The sequence below is a fragment of the Novosphingobium naphthalenivorans NBRC 102051 genome, assembly GCF_001590985.1.
In the GTDB taxonomy this organism is placed as follows: domain Bacteria; phylum Pseudomonadota; class Alphaproteobacteria; order Sphingomonadales; family Sphingomonadaceae; genus Novosphingobium; species Novosphingobium naphthalenivorans.
In genome coordinates this window covers 23,445-41,245 of record NZ_BCTX01000031.1, presented here as the reverse complement: position 1 = coordinate 41,245, position 17,801 = coordinate 23,445, and the positions used below count along the sequence as shown (strand labels likewise).

15 protein-coding genes are annotated in these 17,801 nt (G+C 65.5%); 8 read left to right on the top strand and 7 right to left on the bottom strand.

Going from position 1 to position 17,801, the window contains the following annotated elements; genetic code table 11:
* Positions 1-88: 88 nt before the first annotated feature.
* Entirely contained in the window at positions 89-1,276 is a 1,188-nt protein-coding gene (gene add, locus NN5_RS11800) for an adenosine deaminase (RefSeq protein WP_245656430.1), read from the top strand.
* Between the two features lie 377 nt (positions 1,277-1,653).
* Here the strand turns inward: add and ppa are convergent, their stop codons facing one another.
* Positions 1,654-2,193 (bottom strand): inorganic diphosphatase, encoded by a 540-nt coding sequence (ppa, locus tag NN5_RS11795; RefSeq protein WP_067734298.1) that lies wholly within the window; start codon positions 2,191-2,193, stop codon positions 1,654-1,656.
* Between the two features lie 110 nt (positions 2,194-2,303).
* On the bottom strand, positions 2,304-4,247 hold the full coding sequence (locus NN5_RS11790; RefSeq protein ID WP_067734297.1) for a M61 family metallopeptidase: 1,944 nt from the start codon (positions 4,245-4,247) through the stop codon (positions 2,304-2,306).
* 104 nt (positions 4,248-4,351) lie between these two features.
* Here NN5_RS11790 and hisS point away from each other — a divergent pair, with 104 nt between their 5' ends.
* From hisS to metK, 6 genes are all read left to right on the top strand, one after another.
* Positions 4,352-5,623, top strand: a complete 1,272-nt coding sequence (gene hisS / locus NN5_RS11785; RefSeq protein ID WP_067734296.1) for a histidine--tRNA ligase — start codon at positions 4,352-4,354, stop codon at positions 5,621-5,623.
* A gap of 138 nt (positions 5,624-5,761) precedes the next feature.
* The gene (gene prfA / locus NN5_RS11780; RefSeq protein ID WP_067734295.1) at positions 5,762-6,832 is read left to right on the top strand and encodes a peptide chain release factor 1; all 1,071 of its coding nucleotides are present in this window, start codon (positions 5,762-5,764) and stop codon (positions 6,830-6,832) included.
* A 2-nt stretch (positions 6,833-6,834) separates the two neighbouring features.
* A complete protein-coding gene (prmC, locus tag NN5_RS11775) occupies positions 6,835-7,686 on the top strand; it encodes a peptide chain release factor N(5)-glutamine methyltransferase (RefSeq protein ID WP_084384890.1) in 852 nt (283 codons plus the stop codon).
* A gap of 233 nt (positions 7,687-7,919) precedes the next feature.
* The gene (locus NN5_RS11770) at positions 7,920-8,726 is read left to right on the top strand and encodes a DUF4167 domain-containing protein (protein ID WP_084384888.1); all 807 of its coding nucleotides are present in this window, start codon (positions 7,920-7,922) and stop codon (positions 8,724-8,726) included.
* 94 nt (positions 8,727-8,820) lie between these two features.
* Positions 8,821-10,461, top strand: coding sequence for an apolipoprotein N-acyltransferase (lnt, locus tag NN5_RS11765; protein ID WP_245656428.1), 1,641 nt, complete (start codon positions 8,821-8,823; stop codon positions 10,459-10,461).
* Between the two features lie 44 nt (positions 10,462-10,505).
* Positions 10,506-11,720 (top strand): methionine adenosyltransferase, encoded by a 1,215-nt coding sequence (gene metK, locus NN5_RS11760; RefSeq protein ID WP_067734292.1) that lies wholly within the window; start codon positions 10,506-10,508, stop codon positions 11,718-11,720.
* Positions 11,721-11,801: 81 nt separating this feature from the next.
* Here the strand turns inward: metK and NN5_RS11755 are convergent, their stop codons facing one another.
* A complete protein-coding gene (locus NN5_RS11755; RefSeq protein WP_067734291.1) occupies positions 11,802-13,853 on the bottom strand; it encodes a S46 family peptidase in 2,052 nt (683 codons plus the stop codon).
* Positions 13,854-14,135: 282 nt separating this feature from the next.
* Between NN5_RS11755 and NN5_RS11745 the strand changes: the two genes are divergently transcribed.
* Positions 14,136-14,987, top strand: a complete 852-nt coding sequence (locus NN5_RS11745; RefSeq protein WP_067734289.1) for a sulfurtransferase — start codon at positions 14,136-14,138, stop codon at positions 14,985-14,987.
* 171 nt (positions 14,988-15,158) lie between these two features.
* Here NN5_RS11745 and NN5_RS11740 read toward each other — a convergent pair whose 3' ends face one another.
* The 4 genes from NN5_RS11740 to NN5_RS25145 all read right to left on the bottom strand — a co-directional run bounded on the left by NN5_RS11740 (position 15,159) and on the right by NN5_RS25145 (position 17,768).
* Positions 15,159-15,704, bottom strand: coding sequence for a glutathione peroxidase (locus NN5_RS11740; RefSeq protein ID WP_067734288.1), 546 nt, complete (start codon positions 15,702-15,704; stop codon positions 15,159-15,161).
* Positions 15,705-15,778: 74 nt separating this feature from the next.
* Complete coding sequence (locus tag NN5_RS11735) at positions 15,779-16,735, bottom strand: NAD-dependent epimerase/dehydratase family protein (protein WP_067734287.1); 957 nt, start codon at positions 16,733-16,735, stop codon at positions 15,779-15,781.
* Between the two features lie 113 nt (positions 16,736-16,848).
* Complete coding sequence (locus NN5_RS11730) at positions 16,849-17,484, bottom strand: CoA transferase subunit B (RefSeq protein WP_067734286.1); 636 nt, start codon at positions 17,482-17,484, stop codon at positions 16,849-16,851.
* Positions 17,484-17,768, bottom strand: a complete 285-nt coding sequence (locus NN5_RS25145) for a DUF5076 domain-containing protein (RefSeq protein WP_169800982.1) — start codon at positions 17,766-17,768, stop codon at positions 17,484-17,486. Before NN5_RS25145 ends, NN5_RS11730 begins: the two co-directional genes overlap by 1 nt.
* Positions 17,769-17,801: the final 33 nt, after the last annotated feature.

Here is a 17,801-nt window from a genome sequence, read left to right as displayed (position 1 = left end):
CATGAACCGGCTAAGCTGCTGCAATTTTTGGAACAGTGCGTCGCCTAATCGTCGATGGACAGCCTCGCCGGAAACACGGGATAGTGCCATGATCGTGCCGGAAGGACTTTTCGGCACCACGGGGACCGCATACATGTTCGACAGAAGACAGCTCATCCGCGCCGCCATGGCGGCTCCACTGGCCTGCGCGCTTCCGGCCCGTGCACTTCTGACCGAGGCCCGCGCAGCCACGCCGCCTCAGGACGAGGCGACCATGGTCCGCTTCATCGCCGGGCTGCCCAAGGCGGAATTCCACGTCCATCTGGAAGGCACGCTGGAAGCGGAAATGAAGTTCGCGCTGGCCAGGCGCAACGGGCTGAAACTGCCCTATGCCGATGTCGCCGCGATGAAGCGCAGCTATATCTACCACGACCTGCCGAGCTTCCTGAAGATCTACTACGACGGGATGCAGGTCCTGCTGACCGAGCAGGATTTCTACGATCTCGCCTATGGCTACCTCGGCAAGGCAGCCTCGCAGAACGTGCTCTATGCCGAGATGTTCTTCGATCCGCAGGAGCATCTCAAGCGCGGCGTCCCGATCGAGGCCGTAATCGGCGGCATTACCCGCGCCCGCGGCGACGCGGCGAAGAGGCTGGGGATCGAGTCGCAGCTGATCCTGTGCTTCATGCGCGATCTCAGCGCCGAATCGGCCATGGAAGCGCTCGATGCCGCGCTGCCCTACAAGGACCAGCTGGTGGGTGTCGGTCTCGATTCCGACGAGAAGGGCAATCCGCCGGAGAAGTTCGCCGAACACTTCGCCAAGGCCCGCGCCGCCGGTCTGCATGTGACGATGCACTGCGACGTGAATCAGGAAAACACGCTGGACCATATCCGCACGGCACTGGTGGATCTCAAGACCGAACGCATCGATCATGGCGGCAACATCGTCCAGTCGCCCGAGCTGGTCGCCCTTGCCAAGAGCCTCGGCATTGCCTTCACCGTCTGCCCGACGTTCTCGGGCAGGGTCATGGAAGGCGGCCAGCCGATCAATGCCCTGCGCAAGATGCTCGACGCCGGGCTCAAGGTCTCGGTGAATTCCGACGATCCGGCCTACATGGGCAGCGAATACATTACCCAGGTGCTGATCCGCGCGCAGAAGGACAGCGCCCTGACCCCCGCCGAACTCGTCCGTATCGAACGCAATGCCTTCGGCACGGCGTGGATCCCCCCGGCGCAGCGGGACGGCTATCTCGCCAGGCTGACCGCCTATGCGGAGAGCTGGGGCGTGGCCGCCTAGGATCCGTGAAGCGTCAGCTCATACGGGCCTGCAAACGCCGCCGCCGTCTGGCCCGAATCTCCACAGCCCCCGTTCCCGCTGAGGTTCGGAGAAGATAATTCCTACCAAAACTTGCTTATATCGAGGCTTGCTGATGACAACTCCCGTCCCTTTGCTTCGTCATTGCGAGCGGAGCGAAGCAATCCAGTGCGGCGCCACGACGCTCTGGATTGCCGCGGCCCTACGGGCCTCGCAATGACGATTCAAGGTAAGGCGATCACGCGCCAGCTGCAAATCGCCCCAGGACGAAGGCCTCGCATATGACAAGGGGCCGGCGACTTTCGCCGCCGGCCCCCGATCCACATGGGGGAGTGGACCTCGTTCTCAATAAACTCGAATCAGGCGGATTTCGTGGCCTGATACCGCTCGATCGCTTCCAGAACGATCTGGCGGGCATCATCCGCACCGCCCCATGTACCGATACGTACCCACTTTTCCTTTTCAAGGTCTTTATAGTGGGTGAAAAAGTGTTCGATTTGCTTAAAGACGATCTCCGGAAGATCATCCTTTTCCTTCACATCCGAATAGTAAGGGAAAGTACTGTCCTCCGGCACGCAGACGAGCTTTTCGTCGCCGCCGTGCTCGTCTTCCAGGTTGAGCACCGCGATCGGACGGGCGCGGATCACGCAGCCCGGGATGAACGGCGAACGCGCGACGACGAGAGCGTCCAGCGGATCCCCGTCGGGCGAGAGCGTGTGCGGCACGAAACCGTAGTTCGCCGGGTAGCGCATCGGCGTGTGCAGGATGCGGTCAACGAACAGCGCACCCGATTCCTTGTCGAACTCGTACTTGACCGGCTCACCGCCGACCGGGACCTCGATGATAACATTAAGGCTTTCCGGCGGGTTATCGCCAACGGGAATCTTGTCGATGCGCATGATGGTCCTTCTTTACTGGCATTCCCTGAATAAATGCCGATGGGATCAAGATGCGCGCGACTTAGCCGTCACTCTTTTGCACCGCAACAGCCTTCTCGTCCGCACGCAATTTAGTTGCGTCGAGGTGCGAGAAGCCGGTCCAGACCATTCGCCTTGCCGGGCGTCGCGCTCTCCAGCCAGGGCCAGCGCAACCCGTCGTGGTAGTCGATCGCGACGGTATCGTACCGCTCGCCCCGCTTCACCAGCAGCGTGACCGGCTGCTTGAGCGAAGTCTTCGCGGCCGTAATGGCATTCTGGATCACCGTCTTGGAATAGGCCCGGCCGTTGACCGCCACGATCTTCACGCCATTGACGATCCCGGCATTATAGCCCGCACCGTCCCACAGCACCGACGTGACATTGCCGTCCTTGTCGAGCGAGAAGCCCAGCGAATACGTGAGGTCCAGCGTCTTGCGCGCATCGGACAGGCCCTTTTCGTAAGGGTTGGGCTCCGCCTTCCACACCAGATTGTACCCGGCCATGCGCACGCCGTTCATCGGTGCGGGCTGGTTCGTCTGATAGAGCCGGGTGCGCAGGAACGTCGCCCAGTCGTAGGGATAGATCCCGTTCAGCGTGCGCACGACTTCGTCGAAGTCATAGGTCAGCTCGCCCCAGTCCCCGTCGCGCACACCGAAGAAGGCCTTTGCGAAATCGTCGAGGCCCTTGCTGCCGCCGGTGCCCTTGCGGATGATCTGGTCGGCTTCCAGCCAGGTCAGCGCGCCTTCGACGTAATAGTCCTCGCTGCGGGTCAGCGAGACGTAAGGCAGCGGGCGGCGGCGGGCGAGCTGCGGCGCGGCGGTGGTATCCTCCACCGAACGCCAGCCGCGGCCCGGCGTGCCTTCGGCGTACTTGGCCACGGCGCTGGCGAACATGCCGAGCACGGTATCCTTGGCCTGCACGCCCGAGCGGGCCGCCAGCACATAGCCCCAGAACTGGGTCTGCCCCTCATAGACCCACAGCAGCGTGTTCTGCATCGGCTGCTGGTAGTCGGGCGTCCACAAATCGGCCGGGCGGCGGTACTTGCCGTTCCAGCTGTGGGTGAATTCGTGCGGGATCACGTTGTGATCCCAGTCCATCGCGTCCCAGTCTGTCCAGGAATTGGGCTCGTACTGGTTCTCGCTGGAGCGGTGATGCTCCAGGCCGATGCCGCCCATGCGGTCGGTCAGCGCCAGCAGGAAATCATAGTGATCGAAATGGCGCGCGCCGAACGTCCTCAGCGCCTGATCGACGAGATTGCGGTAGGTCTGGAGATGCTCGGGCGTAATCGCCAGCTGCTCCGGCTCGTCGGCCACGACGTCCAGATGCACGTCATGGCCCAGGTCCCAGCGCTTGGCATTGATCCCGGCAAAGATCGGCGAATCGACCAGCCGTTCATAATCGGTCGCCGTCCAGGTCACGGTGTCGCCCTGCCGCGCCATGCCGTCGAGCGCGGTGAAAACGGTCCAGTCCTTCGGGAACGTGACGGTGGGCTGCACCGGAATGTCGCGCACGTAATGGCCGGCGGGATAGAGGCTCATCTTCTCCCACTGCAGGTTGAGCATTTCCTGCGTCATCGTGATGCGGCCCTCGCTGGAGCGCACCGGCGAAGTGTGGACGAATTTCGCCGTCACCTGCTTGGTGCCCTGCGGCAGCGAGAGGTGGAAGGCATTCACCGCCACAGTGTCGCGCACCCAGGGAATTTCCTTGCCGTCGGCATAGAAGTGGAAATCGGCCAGCAGCGAATAAGGGCCCGTCTCGGAGTGGTTGCCGGGCAGCCAGCCGGGCTGGAGCAGCGTCAGCGTGGAGGTGCCGGGCGCCACCGGAACGCGCTCCGTCACGCGGTACACGCCGTGCTCGACATCGCTCGCATCGATCGTCAGTGCCAGGGTGCCCGGATAGGGCACGTCCTGCGCAGCCGGGATCGCCGCTGGCAGCGCGGGCGCCATCGGCGTGGTTCGGGTGGAATCCTGTGCCGTCGCCGAAGCGCCAAGGGACAGAAGGGCAGAGAGCGTCGCAACCGCGGAAAGATATTTCATTACGCCCATCTTTGCGTCCATTACCGCATTTGGCAACCATCCAATGCAGAGCTGGATGCACGCCCACTTTATCGCCGCGCCCATTCGGGCTAAGCGCGCGCGTCATGAGCAGCACACCCAATTCCACACCTCAGGGCCAGACGCCTCAGGCCATTCGCGGAACCCAGGACATTTTCGGCGCCGATGCCGAGGCTTTCGCGCACGTCGTCGAGACCTTCGAGCGCGTCCGCAAGCTCTACCGTTTCCGCCGGGTCGAGATGCCGGTGTTCGAAAAGACCGCCGTGTTCTCGCGCTCGCTGGGCGAGACGACCGACGTCGTCTCCAAGGAAATGTATTCGTTCGAGGACCGCGGCGGCGATTCGCTGACCCTGCGCCCCGAATTCACCGCCGGCATCGCCCGCGCCTTTCTCACCAACGGCTGGAAGCAGTTCGCCCCGCTGAAAGTGGCGACGCACGGGCCGCTGTTCCGCTACGAGCGTCCGCAGAAGGGCCGCTACCGCCAGTTCCACCAGATCGACGCCGAAGTGATCGGCGCGGCCGAACCGATGGCCGACGTGGAGCTGCTGGTCATGGCCGATCAGCTCCTCAAGGAACTCGGCATTGCCGAAGGCGTGACGCTGCAATTGAACACGCTCGGCGATGCCCCCAGCCGCGAGGCCTGGCGCACCGCGCTGATCGAATACTTCCGCGACCACAAGGATGCGCTGAGCGAAGATTCGCAGGACCGGCTGGAGCGCAATCCGCTGCGCATCCTCGATTCGAAGGACCCGCGCGACAAGCCCTTCACCGCCGATGCGCCGAAGATCGACGATTTCCTCTCGGCCGAAGCGCAGGATTTCTTCGGCGCGGTGACACAAGGGCTCGAAGCCGCCTCGGTGGACTTCGTCCGGGCTCCGGCCCTTGTGCGCGGGCTCGACTACTACAGGCATACCGCTTTCGAATTTGTGACAGACCGTCTGGGCGCGCAGGGCACCGTGCTCGGCGGCGGCCGCTACGACGGGCTGTTGGAAGCGCTCGGCGGCCCGCACACTCCGGCGGTCGGCTGGGCAGCGGGGATCGAGCGGCTGGCGATGCTGGTGGCCGATGCCGGTGCGTCGAGCGAACCGGTGCTGACCTGCATCCTCGCGGTCGAAGACGATGCCGCGCTGGGCTATGCGCAGAAGACCATCACCGCGCTGCGCCATCAGGGCATCGATGCCGAGATGATCGCCACCGGATCGCCCCGCAAGCGCTTCGACAAGGCGGTGAAGCTGGGCGCGAAAGTGCTCGTCTCGTTCGTGATGCGCGACGGCGTGCCTGTCGCCAACTTGCGCGCGGCGGAGCCGACCGCCGAATATCTCGCAGTCGAGCAGGTCATCCAGTCGCTGCAGTCGTGAACAGCGTGGCCTTTCAAGAAAAACCCGTCGCCCCCGCGAAGGCGGGGGCCCCGCTTTCTTCGCGTCTAACGCGCCCAAGCGGGATCCCCGCCTTCGCGGGGATGACGGATAAGGGCGCGGCATGGGAGGTACGGCACGATGTCGGTCTCTGACGAACGCCTCGCCCAGATCGCGCACCGTTTCGCCGAACTCGAAGCGCGGCTCGCCTCGGGCACGCTCGAAGGCGATGCTTTCGTGGCCGCCAGCCGCGACTATGCCGAGCTGGAGCCGGTCGCCAAAGTCGCGCGCGAAGTCGCCGACATGCGCGGCGAACTGGCGAACCTGCAGCAGCTCGACGATCCCGATCCCGAGATGCGCGCGCTCGCGGCCGAGGAAATCGCCCGGATCAAGCAGGAACTGCCCGAGCTCGAACGCCAGCTTGCCGTGGCCATGCTGCCACGCGACAGCGCCGACCAGCGCCCGGCCATGCTCGAAATCCGCGCCGGCACCGGCGGCGACGAGGCCGCCCTGTTCGCCGCCGATCTCTACCGCATGTACGAGCGCTATGCCGCCGAGCAGGGCTGGAAGGTCGAGATGATCTCCGCCAATGCCAACGATCTGGGCGGCTTCAAGGAAGTCGTCGCCAATATCGCGGGCACCGGGGTTTTCGCCAAGCTCAAGTTCGAGAGCGGCGTCCACCGCGTCCAGCGCGTGCCCGTCACCGAATCGGGCGGGCGCATCCACACCTCCGCCGCGACGGTGGCCGTCCTGCCCGAACCGAGCGAAGTCGATGTCCAGATCGAGGACAAGGACCTCAAGATCGACATCTACCGGGCCTCGGGCGCGGGCGGGCAGCACGTCAACACCACCGATTCGGCGGTGCGCATCACCCACTTGCCCTCCGGCCTCGTGGTGATCTGCCAGGACGAGCGCAGCCAGCACAAGAACAAGGCCAAGGCGATGCAGGTCCTGCGCGCGCGCCTCTACGAGAAGATGCGCGACGAGGCGCAGGGCGCCGAGGCCGAGGCGCGCAAGGCCATGGTCGGTTCGGGCGACCGCTCCGAGCGCATCCGCACCTACAATTTCCCGCAAGGGCGCGTGACCGACCACCGCATCAACCTGACCCTGCACCGCCTGCCCGAAGTGCTCGAAGGCCCGGGCCTCAGCGAACTGATCGACGCGCTGATCGCCGAGGATGAAGCCAAGCGCCTCGCGGCGATGGATTCGTGACTATCACTGTCGCCGAGCGGCTGCGCGAGGCCACCCGGCAGCTCGGCCCGGAAAGTTCAACCGGCCGCCTCGATGCCGAACTGCTGATGGCCGCGGCGCTGGGCGCGAGCCGGTCCGAACTGCTGCTGCGGCACATGCGCGATCCGGCCCCCGAAGCGTTCGAAGCCCTGCTCGCCCGGCGGCTGCGCGACGAGCCGGTCGCCTATATTCTGGGCAGCGCCGAATTCTATGGCCTGGAATTCGCCGTGACGCCCGCCGTGCTGATCCCCCGCGCCGATTCCGAAACCGCGATCGATGCGGCCCACGAGGCTTTCTCCGGCCATGCCCCGGCGCGCATCCTCGATTGCGGCACCGGCTCGGGCGCCTTGCTGCTGGCCGCGCTCAGTCTTTTTCCCGATGCCCATGGCGTGGGCATCGACCGCAGCGCCGAAGCGCTGGCCGTCGCCGCCGGCAACGCGGTGAAGCTCGGGCTGGCCCCGCGCGCCGCCTTCCATCTGCGCGACTGGGAACAGCCCGGCTGGACGCAGGATCTGGGCGGCCCGTTCGACCTGATTCTGGCCAATCCGCCCTATGTGGAAGACAATGCCCCGCTTGAGGCCGTGGTACGCGATCACGAGCCGCACGGCGCGCTGTTCGCGGGCCCCGAAGGGCTCGATGCCTACCGGATACTGATCCCCCAGCTGCCCGACCTCATGGCCCCTTCCGGGCTGGCTCTGGTTGAAATCGGGCACCGGCAGGCTGATGCCGTGAGCGCCATCGGCCGTGCCGCCGGACTGGCCGCCGCAGTCCATCACGACTTGGGCGGGCGCTCGCGAATCATCGCATTTTCGGTCGATAACAGCGGATCGGCATAAGTTTTTGCTTGGAATCCGGGTTCGGAGACCCTAATGATTACGGGGTACCGGTTAATGGACGAAACTTCCCATTCCCGGTTCACCTCCATTATTTGCAAGCGGTCGCGGTTGGGGCGCCGTGGCAAGGCAGATGTGGAAGTCTCGGCGGCCGGGGGGTTAGCCGTGATCATAGACATACGGCGGTCCGGGCGCAGCGTCCGGACGCATGCCAGGGGTTTTGAGGAAAGTAATCCTTGAATAATAATCGTGGTAACAACCGCAGGCGTGGCCGCGGCAATAACCGTCAGCAGGGCGGCCAGCAGATGAATCGCATCGACAGCAGGGCGCGGGGCAATGCTCCGCAGCTGCTGGAGAAGTACAAGAAGCTGGCCCACGACGCGCATCTCAACGGCGATCGCGTTCAGGAGGAATACTACCTCCAGTTCGCGGATCACTACTTCCGCGTCCTTGCCGACCAGAAGGCGCGCCAGGAAGAATCCCGCCAGCCGCGCCGCGACGAGCGCCAGCACCAGGACAACGGCGAGGACCACGGGTCCGACGACGATACCTACGGCGACAACGGCTATTCCGGCGGTTATTCGGGCCATCATGGGGGCGGCAACGCCGACCAGGAACGGGCGCCGCGTGCCGAGCGCGAGCCGCGCGGCAAGGCACCGGCCGAAGACCAGCCGGAAACCGCCGAAGCCGGTGAGACCGGCGCGGAAGAGGCCGGCTCGGACCCGCGCTCGATCTACGAGCCCGTGGACAATCCCTTCGTTCGCGACAACCGCAGCAGCAGCACACGCGCGCCCAAGGCCCGCAAGCCGCGCCGCAAGACCCGCGACGAAGGTGCGGATGCCGGCGAATCGGAGCAGGATGCCGGCGCGAGCAATTTCGACCCGGCCGCACTGCCGCCCTCGATTTCGGCCAAGGCGCCGGAAAAGAGCGCCGAGGAGCCTGCCGAAGCCGCTGCGGAAGAAAAGCCCAAGCGCCGCCGCACCCGCAAGACCGCACCTCCGGCCGACGATGCCGGCGGCACGCTCGAGACCGTGAACAGCTGATAATGCGACAACCTTGCCCGGCGCGCGCAACTTCGCTTGCGTCGCTGCCGGGCAGGCTTACAACCCGGCGCCGATGCACTCTCCCCGGCGCCCCATGTCCTTTCCCAAGATCCCGAAAACCCTGGAGCGGCCCCGCCTCACGGTAGCCCTTGCCGCCATCGGCAGCGGCGCGCTGGCCGCCTGCGGGTTTCAACCCCTCTCGCTCTGGCCCCTGACGCTGCTGGCCGTGGCCGGCCTGCTCGAACTCGTGGTGCGCGCCCGTACCGGACGCGGCGCCTTCCTGATCGGCTGGTACTTCGGCCTCGGCCATTTCACGCTCGGCGACAACTGGATCGCGACCGCCTTTACCTATCAGGCGAACATGCCGGCCTGGCTGGGCGGCATCGCCGTGGTCCTGCTCTCGCTCTACCTGGCCGTGTTTCCCGCGCTGGCGGGGCTCGCGGCCTGGCTGCTGACGCGTCCGGACCGGGGCCAGGGGCGTGCCGCGTTTCCCGCGTTCGTTCTCGCCCTCGGCGCGGCCTGGATCGTCACCGAGTGGATGCGCGCCTGGGTCTTTACCGGCTTTGCGTGGAATCCGCTCGGCGTGGCCCTGCTCGGCCAGTTCCAGACACGCGGGCTCGCACTCCTGACCCCCTGGATCGGCACATACGGGCTGTCCGGAGTGCTGGTCCTGCTCGCCGGACTGCCGGGCATCTTCGCCCGGCTGGGCACGGGGGGCCAAGGCGCGAAACGCTGGCTCTGGGCCGTTCCCGTCCTGGCTGCCGCCGCGGTGCTGGGCACCGTAATGACCTTGCCCGACCCCTGGGCCTCGCGTGAGGAAGGCGCTGTGCGCTTCACGCTGATCCAGCCCGACCTGCGGCAGGAAATCGTCGACGATCCCCGCTGGTACGAAGCCAACTTCCAGAAGATGGCGCTTCTGTCCCTGCCTCGGGATCCGGGGGAGAAACGCGTGGTGTTCTGGCCCGAATCGGGCCTCGGCGACTACTTGCGCGACGGCTATCCGCTCTATCTCTACCGCCTCTATACTTACGCCGCCGATCCGGAAATCGCCCGCGCGCGCATCGGCCGGGTGATCGGCCCCTACGGCCTGCTGCTCACCGGCGCCGTGGACCTCGTCATGAAGGACGAGGACGCCATTGCCGCACGCAATTCCGTCACCGCCATCGACGGGCAGGGGCGCATTCTGGCTGGCTATTCCAAGGCCCACCTTGTCCCTTTCGGCGAATACCTGCCGCTGCGCTGGCTGCTGGAACCGCTCGGCGCCTCGCGCTTCGTCGCCGGCGAACTCGACTTCTGGCCGGGGCCGGGCCCGCGAACCTACGACTTCGGCAGCTGGGGCAAGGCCGGTATCCAGATCTGCTACGAAATCGTCTTCAGCGGCGAAGTCGTCGATCCGCTGAACCGCCCCGACTACATCTACAACCCTTCGAACGACGGCTGGTTCGGGGCCTGGGGGCCGCCTCAGCACCTTGCCCAGGCGCGGCTGCGCGCGATCGAGGAAGGCCTGCCGGTCCTGCGCTCGACCACGAACGGGATCAGCGCGGTGATCGATGCCGATGGCCTGGTGCGCCATGCCCTGGCGCGCCACACCGCCGGGCGCATCGACGGCCGCATTCCCCCGCCGCATGAACCCACCCTGTTCGCCCGCTACGGCAACGCGCTGCCGCTCACGCTCGCGGCATTCCTTTGCCTTTGTGCCGTTTCGGTGGTTGCACTGGGCCGCCGTCGCGAGTAGAGAACGCCTCACATAAAGATTTCTTTATATGTCAGGTGTGATGCATGCGCAGTGATTACGTCTTCACTTCCGAAAGCGTTTCGGAAGGCCACCCAGACAAGGTCTCCGACCAGATTTCCGATGCGATCGTTGACCTTTTCCTCGCCAAGGACCCTGAAGCGCGCGTCGCCTGCGAAACGCTGACCACCACCCAGCTTGTCGTGCTGGCCGGCGAAATCCGCTGCAAGGGCGTGTACGAGGACGGCGCATGGGCCCCCGGCGCGCTGGAGGAAATCGAAAAGACCGTGCGCGATGTCGTGAAGGCGATCGGCTACGAACAGGACGGTTTCCACTGGGAGACCTTCGAGTTCATCAATCGCCTGCACGGCCAGTCCGCCCACATCGCCCAGGGCGTCGACGCCTCGGGCAACAAGGACGAAGGCGCGGGCGATCAGGGCATCATGTTCGGCTTTGCCTGCGACGAGACGCCCGACCTGATGCCGGCCACGCTCGATTACAGCCACAAGATTCTCCAGAAGCTCGCCGCCGACCGCCATTCGGGCGCGGCGCCCTTCCTCGAACCCGACGCCAAGAGCCAGGTAACGCTGCGCTTCCACAACGGCGTGCCGGTGGCCGCGGCCGCCGTGGTCGTCTCCACCCAGCACAAGGAAGGCTATGACGCAGGCGAGAAGGAAGCCGAGCTCAAGGCCTATGTGAAGCAGGTCGTCACCGACATCCTGCCCGAGGGCTTCGTCACGGCGGAAACCAAGTTCCACATCAACCCGACCGGCTCGTTCGTGATCGGCGGCCCCGACGGCGACGCCGGCCTGACCGGCCGCAAGATCATCGTCGACACGTATGGCGGCGCGGCCCCGCATGGCGGCGGCGCGTTCTCGGGCAAGGACCCGACCAAGGTCGACCGCTCGGCCGCCTATGTCACCCGCTACCTCGCCAAGAACGTGGTCGCTGCCGGGCTTGCCAAGCGCTGCACGATCCAGGTCTCCTATGCGATCGGCGTGTCCGAACCGCTTTCGCTCTACGTCGACCTGCACGGCACCGGCACCGTCTCCGAAGAGGCGCTGGAAGCGGCCCTCACCAAGGTTGCGGCCGAAAAGCTCGGCGGCCTGACCCCGCGCGGCATCCGCACCGGCCTCGGCCTCAACAAGCCGATCTACGCGACGACCGCCGCCTATGGCCACTTCGGCCGCAAGCCCGAAGGCGACCTGTTCCCCTGGGAACGCACCGACCTTGGCGACGCGCTGAAGGCCGCGCTGGCCTGAGAGCTAGGCCTTTCACCGATACAAAAAGGGCCGGGGTTCAGATGACCCCGGCCCTTTTTGTTTGGGCTTTTGTGGCGGCGCTTACTTCGCCGCCAGTTCCTTCACCAGACGCGGCGCGGGATAGATCGTTTCCAGCGCTTCCTGCAGCGCGGCGGCGGAAACCACCACGGTGCGGTTGAGCACCGGATCGTAGCCGTAGTTGCCGCCCAGCGAGTGGATGTTGCCGTCGAAAGCGGCGCCGATCACGGTTCCCGCCTTGTCGATCACCGGCGAGCCGGAATTGCCGCCGATGATGTCGTTGGTGGTCACGAAGTTGAACGCCACCGACTTGTCGATCTGCTTTTCCTTCGCGGCGAAAGCCGGGGCCAGATCGAACGGCGGTGCGCCGGTCGCGCGTTCGAAAGTGCCGCCGATCGTCGTTTCGAACGGCACTTGCCGGCCGCGTTCGGGCCAGCCTTCGACTTTGCCGTAGCTGATGCGCAGAGTGAAAGTCGCATCGGGATAGAGCGTGTCGCCATAGGCGGCGAAGCGCGCGTCGGTCAGCTTGGCTGCGGCGGCCGTGGCCGGGCCCGAATAGGCCTCGTCCACCTGCTTCTCCAGCTCACGCTGGCGCGCGTCCAGCTTGCGGGCATAGACGATCATCGGATCGTCCGACGCCTCGATCGCGGCCAGCCCGCCTTCCCACAGCTGCTTGCGGAACGCCGGATCGGCCAGCTTGGTGCCGGAGACCAGCCGCTGCGCCAGCGCCTCGGGGCTCTCCTTGCCAAGCAGCAGCTTGCTGTCCGGATCATCGACGCCGAGGTATTCGCGCGCTTTCGACAGGCTCCATTCCATCCGCAGCTCGTCGAGCCAGGGATAGACCGGCGCCGCATCGAGCAGGCGCTTTTCGGTGAGCGGCAGGGCGCTTTCGGTATAGCCGGGCAAGCGCTCGGCATTGGGCTTGGCGCGCTCCGCGGCGGCCATGACCAGCGTCTGGGCATAGCCGTAGAGTTCGCCCGAAGGCTCGCTGAAACGATAGGCCATGTAGAGCTTGCGGTAGGCCTGCACGGCCTTGTCCATCTCCGCCCAGGGATCACCGATTCCGGCGTTGGCCGCGCTCTTGGCCTTGAGGTCCGCTTCTGCCTCGGCAAGCTTGCCGGTGAAGGCCGGATCGTTCAGCGCCTTCATCCGCCCGATATAGACCTTGAGGCTGTTCTCGACGCCGTTCAGCATGTCGAGCCCTTCGCGCTCGTGCTCGGGGCTTTCTTCCATCGCGCGGATCAGGCGGCCGCGCAGTTCGGAATACGTGGTGACGATCACCGGCAGGCGCACTTCGCGTTCGAACGCCAGCTGGCTCTGGGTGTAGAGACGCGAGGTCGAGCCGGGATTGCCGACGACGAAAGTCGCTTCCCCTTCCTTGGGCGCGCGCGGGTTCCACTTGAGGTGATCCGGCGTCTTCACCGGCTTGCCGTTCTCGTAAGCGCGCAGGAAGGCACCATCGAGGTCATAGCGCGGGAAGTTGAAATTGTCGGGATCGCCGCCGAACGTCGCCGCGCGGTCCTCCGAGGCCCAGACCAGCCGCACGTCCGAATACTTGCGGTAGGTATAGAGCTTGTACTGCCCGCCGCCGAACAAGGTGACGACCTGGCAGCGCGTCTTTTCGCGGTCGGTGCAGTTCGCCGCCTCGATCTCGGCGATCCGCGCGTCGCGGGCCTTGGTCAGCGCTTCGCCGGTAAGCGAGCCGATGGCCTTCTTCACATCGGCGGTCACATCGGTGATCTTCGTCACCACTTCGGCCTGCTGGCCGGGGCACTTCTTCTCGTCGGTGAGCGCCGCGGCGACGAAACCGTGATCGAGCAGGTCGTTGTCGCCGGTCGAATTGTCATAGAGGCACGAGGCGACGCAGTGGTGGTTGGTGAGGATCAGGCCCTGCCCCGAAACGAAGCTGGCCGAGCAGCCGCCGGTCAGGCGCACGGCGGCATTGCGGACCGTGTCGAGCCAGGCCTGGTCGGGCGCCCAGCCATAGTCCGCCTTCATCTTCGCGGCAGGGAAACCATCGAAAGTCCACATGCCTTCATCGGCACGGGCAGGGGAAGAAACCAGTGCCAGCGATGCGGCCGTGCCGGCAAGCAGCGAAAGGGAACGGGGGGTCATGCGGCTATCCTTGTTCTGGCCGTGTCTTCCGGCCTCGTTCTTGAATGCGGCGACTTTCCCACGGAAATCCGCGCTGTCCAGTCCAATTCCGGCCAGCCTTAAAAGGTTGCCCAATTCAGGCCGCCCACGTTATCGACGAACGCCGCCACCACCTCTGCAAGCAACAAGCTTAGGCTTGCGCCGGCGCATTCTGTCACTAGCTTCCAGTCTTCGAACACCGGGCTTCCCGGTGCCCCCCACGTCATGCCCCCCAGCGTCATGCTTTTCGCCGAGATCCCCCCCATGTCCTTTGAAACCCTGATCACTGTCGCGCAGCTGCGATCGCTGCTCGCCTCCGGCCGCGAGGTCCTGCTGCTCGATTGCGAATTCGATCTGGGCAATCCCGGCAAGGGACCCGCGATCTATGCCGAAGGGCACTTGCCCGGTGCGCATTATGCCCATCTCGACGAAGATCTGGCGAGTCCGCCCGACGGCACCAACGGCCGCCACCCCCTGCCCGCGCCGGTCGCGCTGGCCGCGTGGCTGCGCTCGCTGGGGCTGCGCAAGGGCCAGCAGGTCGTCGCCTACGACAGCAACGGCGGCGCCTGGGCGGCGCGCGCCTGGTGGCTGCTGCGCTGGCTGGGCCACGCCCATGTGGCGGTGCTGGATGGCGGCAAGCCGGCCTGGGTCGCGGCGGGCCTGCCGCTGGAATCGGCCACGCCGGGTCCGGTGATGACCGGCGACTTCGAAGCGGGCGAGCCGCTCGTGGCCATGCCGGTCAATGCCGCGATGGTGCTGAAGAATATCGAAGGCGGCGAGGCGCAAGTGCTCGACGCGCGCGATCCCTCGCGTTTTCGGGGCGATCCCAATCCGATCGATCCGGTGGCCGGGCACATCCCCGGCGCCCGCAGCCGCTTCTTCCGCGACAACCTGGGCCCGGACGGCCGTTTCCGGTCCGCAGCAGAGCTGGCGCAGGACTTCGCCGCGCTGCTGGGCGGCAAGCCCGCCGTGCTGAGCTGCGGCTCCGGCGTCACCGCCTGCCACAATGCACTGGCGATGGAGATTGCCGGACTGCCCGGCGCGCGGCTCTATCCCGGCTCGTGGAGCGAATGGATCAGCGACCCCGCCCGCCCGGTGGAGACAGGCGAGGGCTGACACCATGACTCATTGATCCGAACTCATGGCCCTCCCTTCGTCATTGCGAGCCCGCAGGGCGAAGCAATCCAGGGCAGTTTAAGCCGCCCTGGATTGCCGCGTCGGCTTCGCCTCCTCGCAATGACGAAAAGGGGGAAGAGTCGTCACCAGGAAGCTTCCATTTAAGACGCCCTACTTCGCCAGTTCGGCCTCGATCGCGCCGACCAGTTCCGGCGCGGCAGGCTCGACGCCCGGCGCGAAACGGCCCGCGACAGTGCCGTCCCTCGCAATCAGGAACTTCTCGAAGTTCCACAGCACTTCCGGGTCCTCGGTCGGGGTCATGCCATAGCCCTTGAGCCGTTCGCGGAATTCCGCGGCAGGCCCGACCTTTTCAGGCTGCGCCTGGGTCAGCGCGGCATAGAGCGGCTGCTTGCTCTCCCCGGTTACGTCCGCCTTGGCGAACAGCGGGAACGACACGCCGTAGTTGAGCGAGCAGAACTCCACGATCTCTTCATCCGTGCCCGGTTCCTGCGCGCCGAAATCATTGGCGGGGAAGCCCAGGACCTCGAAGCCCTTGTCCTTGTATGCGTTGTAGAGCTTTTCCAGCCCCTCGTACTGCGGGGTAAGGCCGCACTTGCTGGCGACGTTCACGACGAGCAGGACATGGCCCGTGTACGCGGCAAGGCTGTCGGGGGTGCCATCGATACGGGTCAGCGGAATGGCGGCGATATCGGTCATGTCTTGAATTCTCCCGTGCTGATCGGGGAGAGTATGGGGTGCCCGCATGAGTGCTGCAAGACGGCCCCGAAACCTCAGGACGATTGCGTGAGCACCGGCGATATCCAGTCCGGATCGTGCGCGAAGGGCAGATCCGCTTCCTCACGCAAGGCCTTGAGAACGGCCGAAAAGTCCGTCTGCGCCCGCCAGCCCAGCAGGCGCTGCGCCTTGGCCGGATCATAGACCCGCTCGATCCGTTCGGGCAGCACCCAGCCCTGCCGGCCGTAAAGCGCGGCGGCCTCGGGAAAACACCGCGCGATGACCGCGCGGGCATCGGCGGCAAGCTCCACCGCATCCTCGCGCGCGAAAGGCGGCGGTGCGGAGAGAACGAACGTCTCGCACCCCTCGATCCGCTCCAGCGCGGCGAGATGCGCCAGCGCCGCATCGCCCACCGTCAGGCGGCGGTTGAGCAGTTCGTTGGCCTTGAGATTGGGGCCAGAGGGAACCGCATGAGTATCGTCGTCCTCGGGAAAGAAGCGGCCGGTACGCAGGATCGCCACGGCCATGCCGCTTTCGCGCGCGAGGAGGCGGCACAGGTTCTCGGCAGCCAGCTTGGTCACGCCGTAGATGTTGCGCGGCTCCAGCGGGCCGAACTCTTCGTCCATCCACCACGCCCCGGCTTCGCCTGCCCCGGCGCGGACGTCGGCGCGCACCATCAGCGATGTGGTGGAGGTGAACAGGAACCGCGAATGCCCGGCCTCAACGGCCGCTTCGAGCAAGTTGAGCGTGCCACTGACATTGACGTCGATGAAGGCCTGGCGCGGGAAGCGGACGATATCCGGCTTGTGCAGCGCGCCCGCGTGGATGATCGCCTCGATGCCGTAATGCGCGACCGTCTGGAACACGAGATCGCGGTTGGCGACCGAGCCCACGACGCGGGTGTAATCGCCGGGCGCGACATCGAGCCCGGTGACGTCGTGCCCGCGCGACTGCAGCAGCGGCGCAAGATGCCTGCCGAGCCAGCCGGAAGAGCCCGTCAGCAGGATTTTCATGGGCGCCTCCTTGCCGTCCGCCGCTTCGGCCGGGTGCGGAAGCGTGCTTCGACAAGCTCAGCACGAACGGGTTTGTTTTACCATCCCCCGCTCACCCTGAGCCTGTCGAAGGGTCAGATCACGTAACTCGCCGTGGTCTTCGCCGCGATTTCCTCGGCCGTGACGCCCGGCGCCAGTTCGACCAGCTTGAACGGGCTGTCGTGATCCGGACGCTGGAACACGCACAGGTCGGTCACGATCATGTCGATCACGTTCTTGCCGGTCAGCGGCAGGGTGCATTCGGGGATGAACTTGGGATCGCCGGCCTTGGAAGTGTGTTCCATGACGACAATGATCTTCTTGACCCCGGCCACGAGATCCATCGCGCCGCCCATGCCCTTGATCATCTTGCCCGGGATCATCCAGTTGGCGATGTCCCCGTTTTCGGAAATCTCCATCGCGCCAAGCACGGCCAGATCGATGTGACCGCCGCGGATCATCGCGAAGCTCTGCGCGCTGTCGAAATAGGCAGTCTGCGGCAGTTCGCTGACCGTCTGCTTGCCCGCGTTGATGAGGTCGGCGTCTTCCTCGCCCGCATAGGGGAACGGCCCGATGCCGAGCATCCCGTTTTCCGACTGCAGCGTGACGGTAATGCCCTCGGGCACGTAGTTCGCCACCAGCGTCGGGATGCCGATGCCGAGGTTCACATAGAACCCGTCCTGCAGTTCCTTCGCCGCGCGGGCGGCCATTTCATTGCGATTCCAGGGCATCAGTGGCGTCCCTCCGGATAGACTTGCTTTACGGTGTCGGTTGGACTGGAAAGTTCAGCCTGCAAACCAGCGGCTATGCCGTCACGTACCTGTTCGGCATCCAAGCCAAACTTGTAAGCGTAGGCATTGGCGGCATGATGAACGAGGTCGGCGAGAAGAATTCCGAATCCGAATGGCTGTAAATTTGCGGGTGGATCGATGTAGATGCCGCCGACGATTTCCTCTTTGCCGGGAAGAAAGGCGCGGATCACTTCGGTAGCGTCTTTAAGATCGACCTCAGTCAAATCGATAGCCCCCGTTGGCTGCCGAGAGCGGCT

What these genes read in the sequence shown, in the direction of transcription:
- add (WP_245656430.1), top strand. Translation starts at nt 89, where the DNA reads ATGATCGTGCCGGAAGGACTTTTCGGCACCACGGGGACCGCATACATG.
- ppa (WP_067734298.1), bottom strand. Translation starts at nt 2,193, where the DNA reads ATGCGCATCGACAAGATTCCCGTTGGCGATAACCCGCCGGAAAGCCTT.
- NN5_RS11790 (WP_067734297.1), bottom strand. Translation starts at nt 4,247, where the DNA reads ATGAAATATCTTTCCGCGGTTGCGACGCTCTCTGCCCTTCTGTCCCTT.
- hisS (WP_067734296.1), top strand. Translation starts at nt 4,352, where the DNA reads ATGAGCAGCACACCCAATTCCACACCTCAGGGCCAGACGCCTCAGGCC.
- prfA (WP_067734295.1), top strand. Translation starts at nt 5,762, where the DNA reads ATGTCGGTCTCTGACGAACGCCTCGCCCAGATCGCGCACCGTTTCGCC.
- lnt (WP_245656428.1), top strand. Translation starts at nt 8,821, where the DNA reads ATGTCCTTTCCCAAGATCCCGAAAACCCTGGAGCGGCCCCGCCTCACG.
- metK (WP_067734292.1), top strand. Translation starts at nt 10,506, where the DNA reads ATGCGCAGTGATTACGTCTTCACTTCCGAAAGCGTTTCGGAAGGCCAC.
- NN5_RS11755 (WP_067734291.1), bottom strand. Translation starts at nt 13,853, where the DNA reads ATGACCCCCCGTTCCCTTTCGCTGCTTGCCGGCACGGCCGCATCGCTG.
- NN5_RS11745 (WP_067734289.1), top strand. Translation starts at nt 14,136, where the DNA reads ATGTCCTTTGAAACCCTGATCACTGTCGCGCAGCTGCGATCGCTGCTC.
- NN5_RS11740 (WP_067734288.1), bottom strand. Translation starts at nt 15,704, where the DNA reads ATGACCGATATCGCCGCCATTCCGCTGACCCGTATCGATGGCACCCCC.
- NN5_RS11735 (WP_067734287.1), bottom strand. Translation starts at nt 16,735, where the DNA reads ATGAAAATCCTGCTGACGGGCTCTTCCGGCTGGCTCGGCAGGCATCTT.
- NN5_RS11730 (WP_067734286.1), bottom strand. Translation starts at nt 17,484, where the DNA reads ATGCCCTGGAATCGCAATGAAATGGCCGCCCGCGCGGCGAAGGAACTG.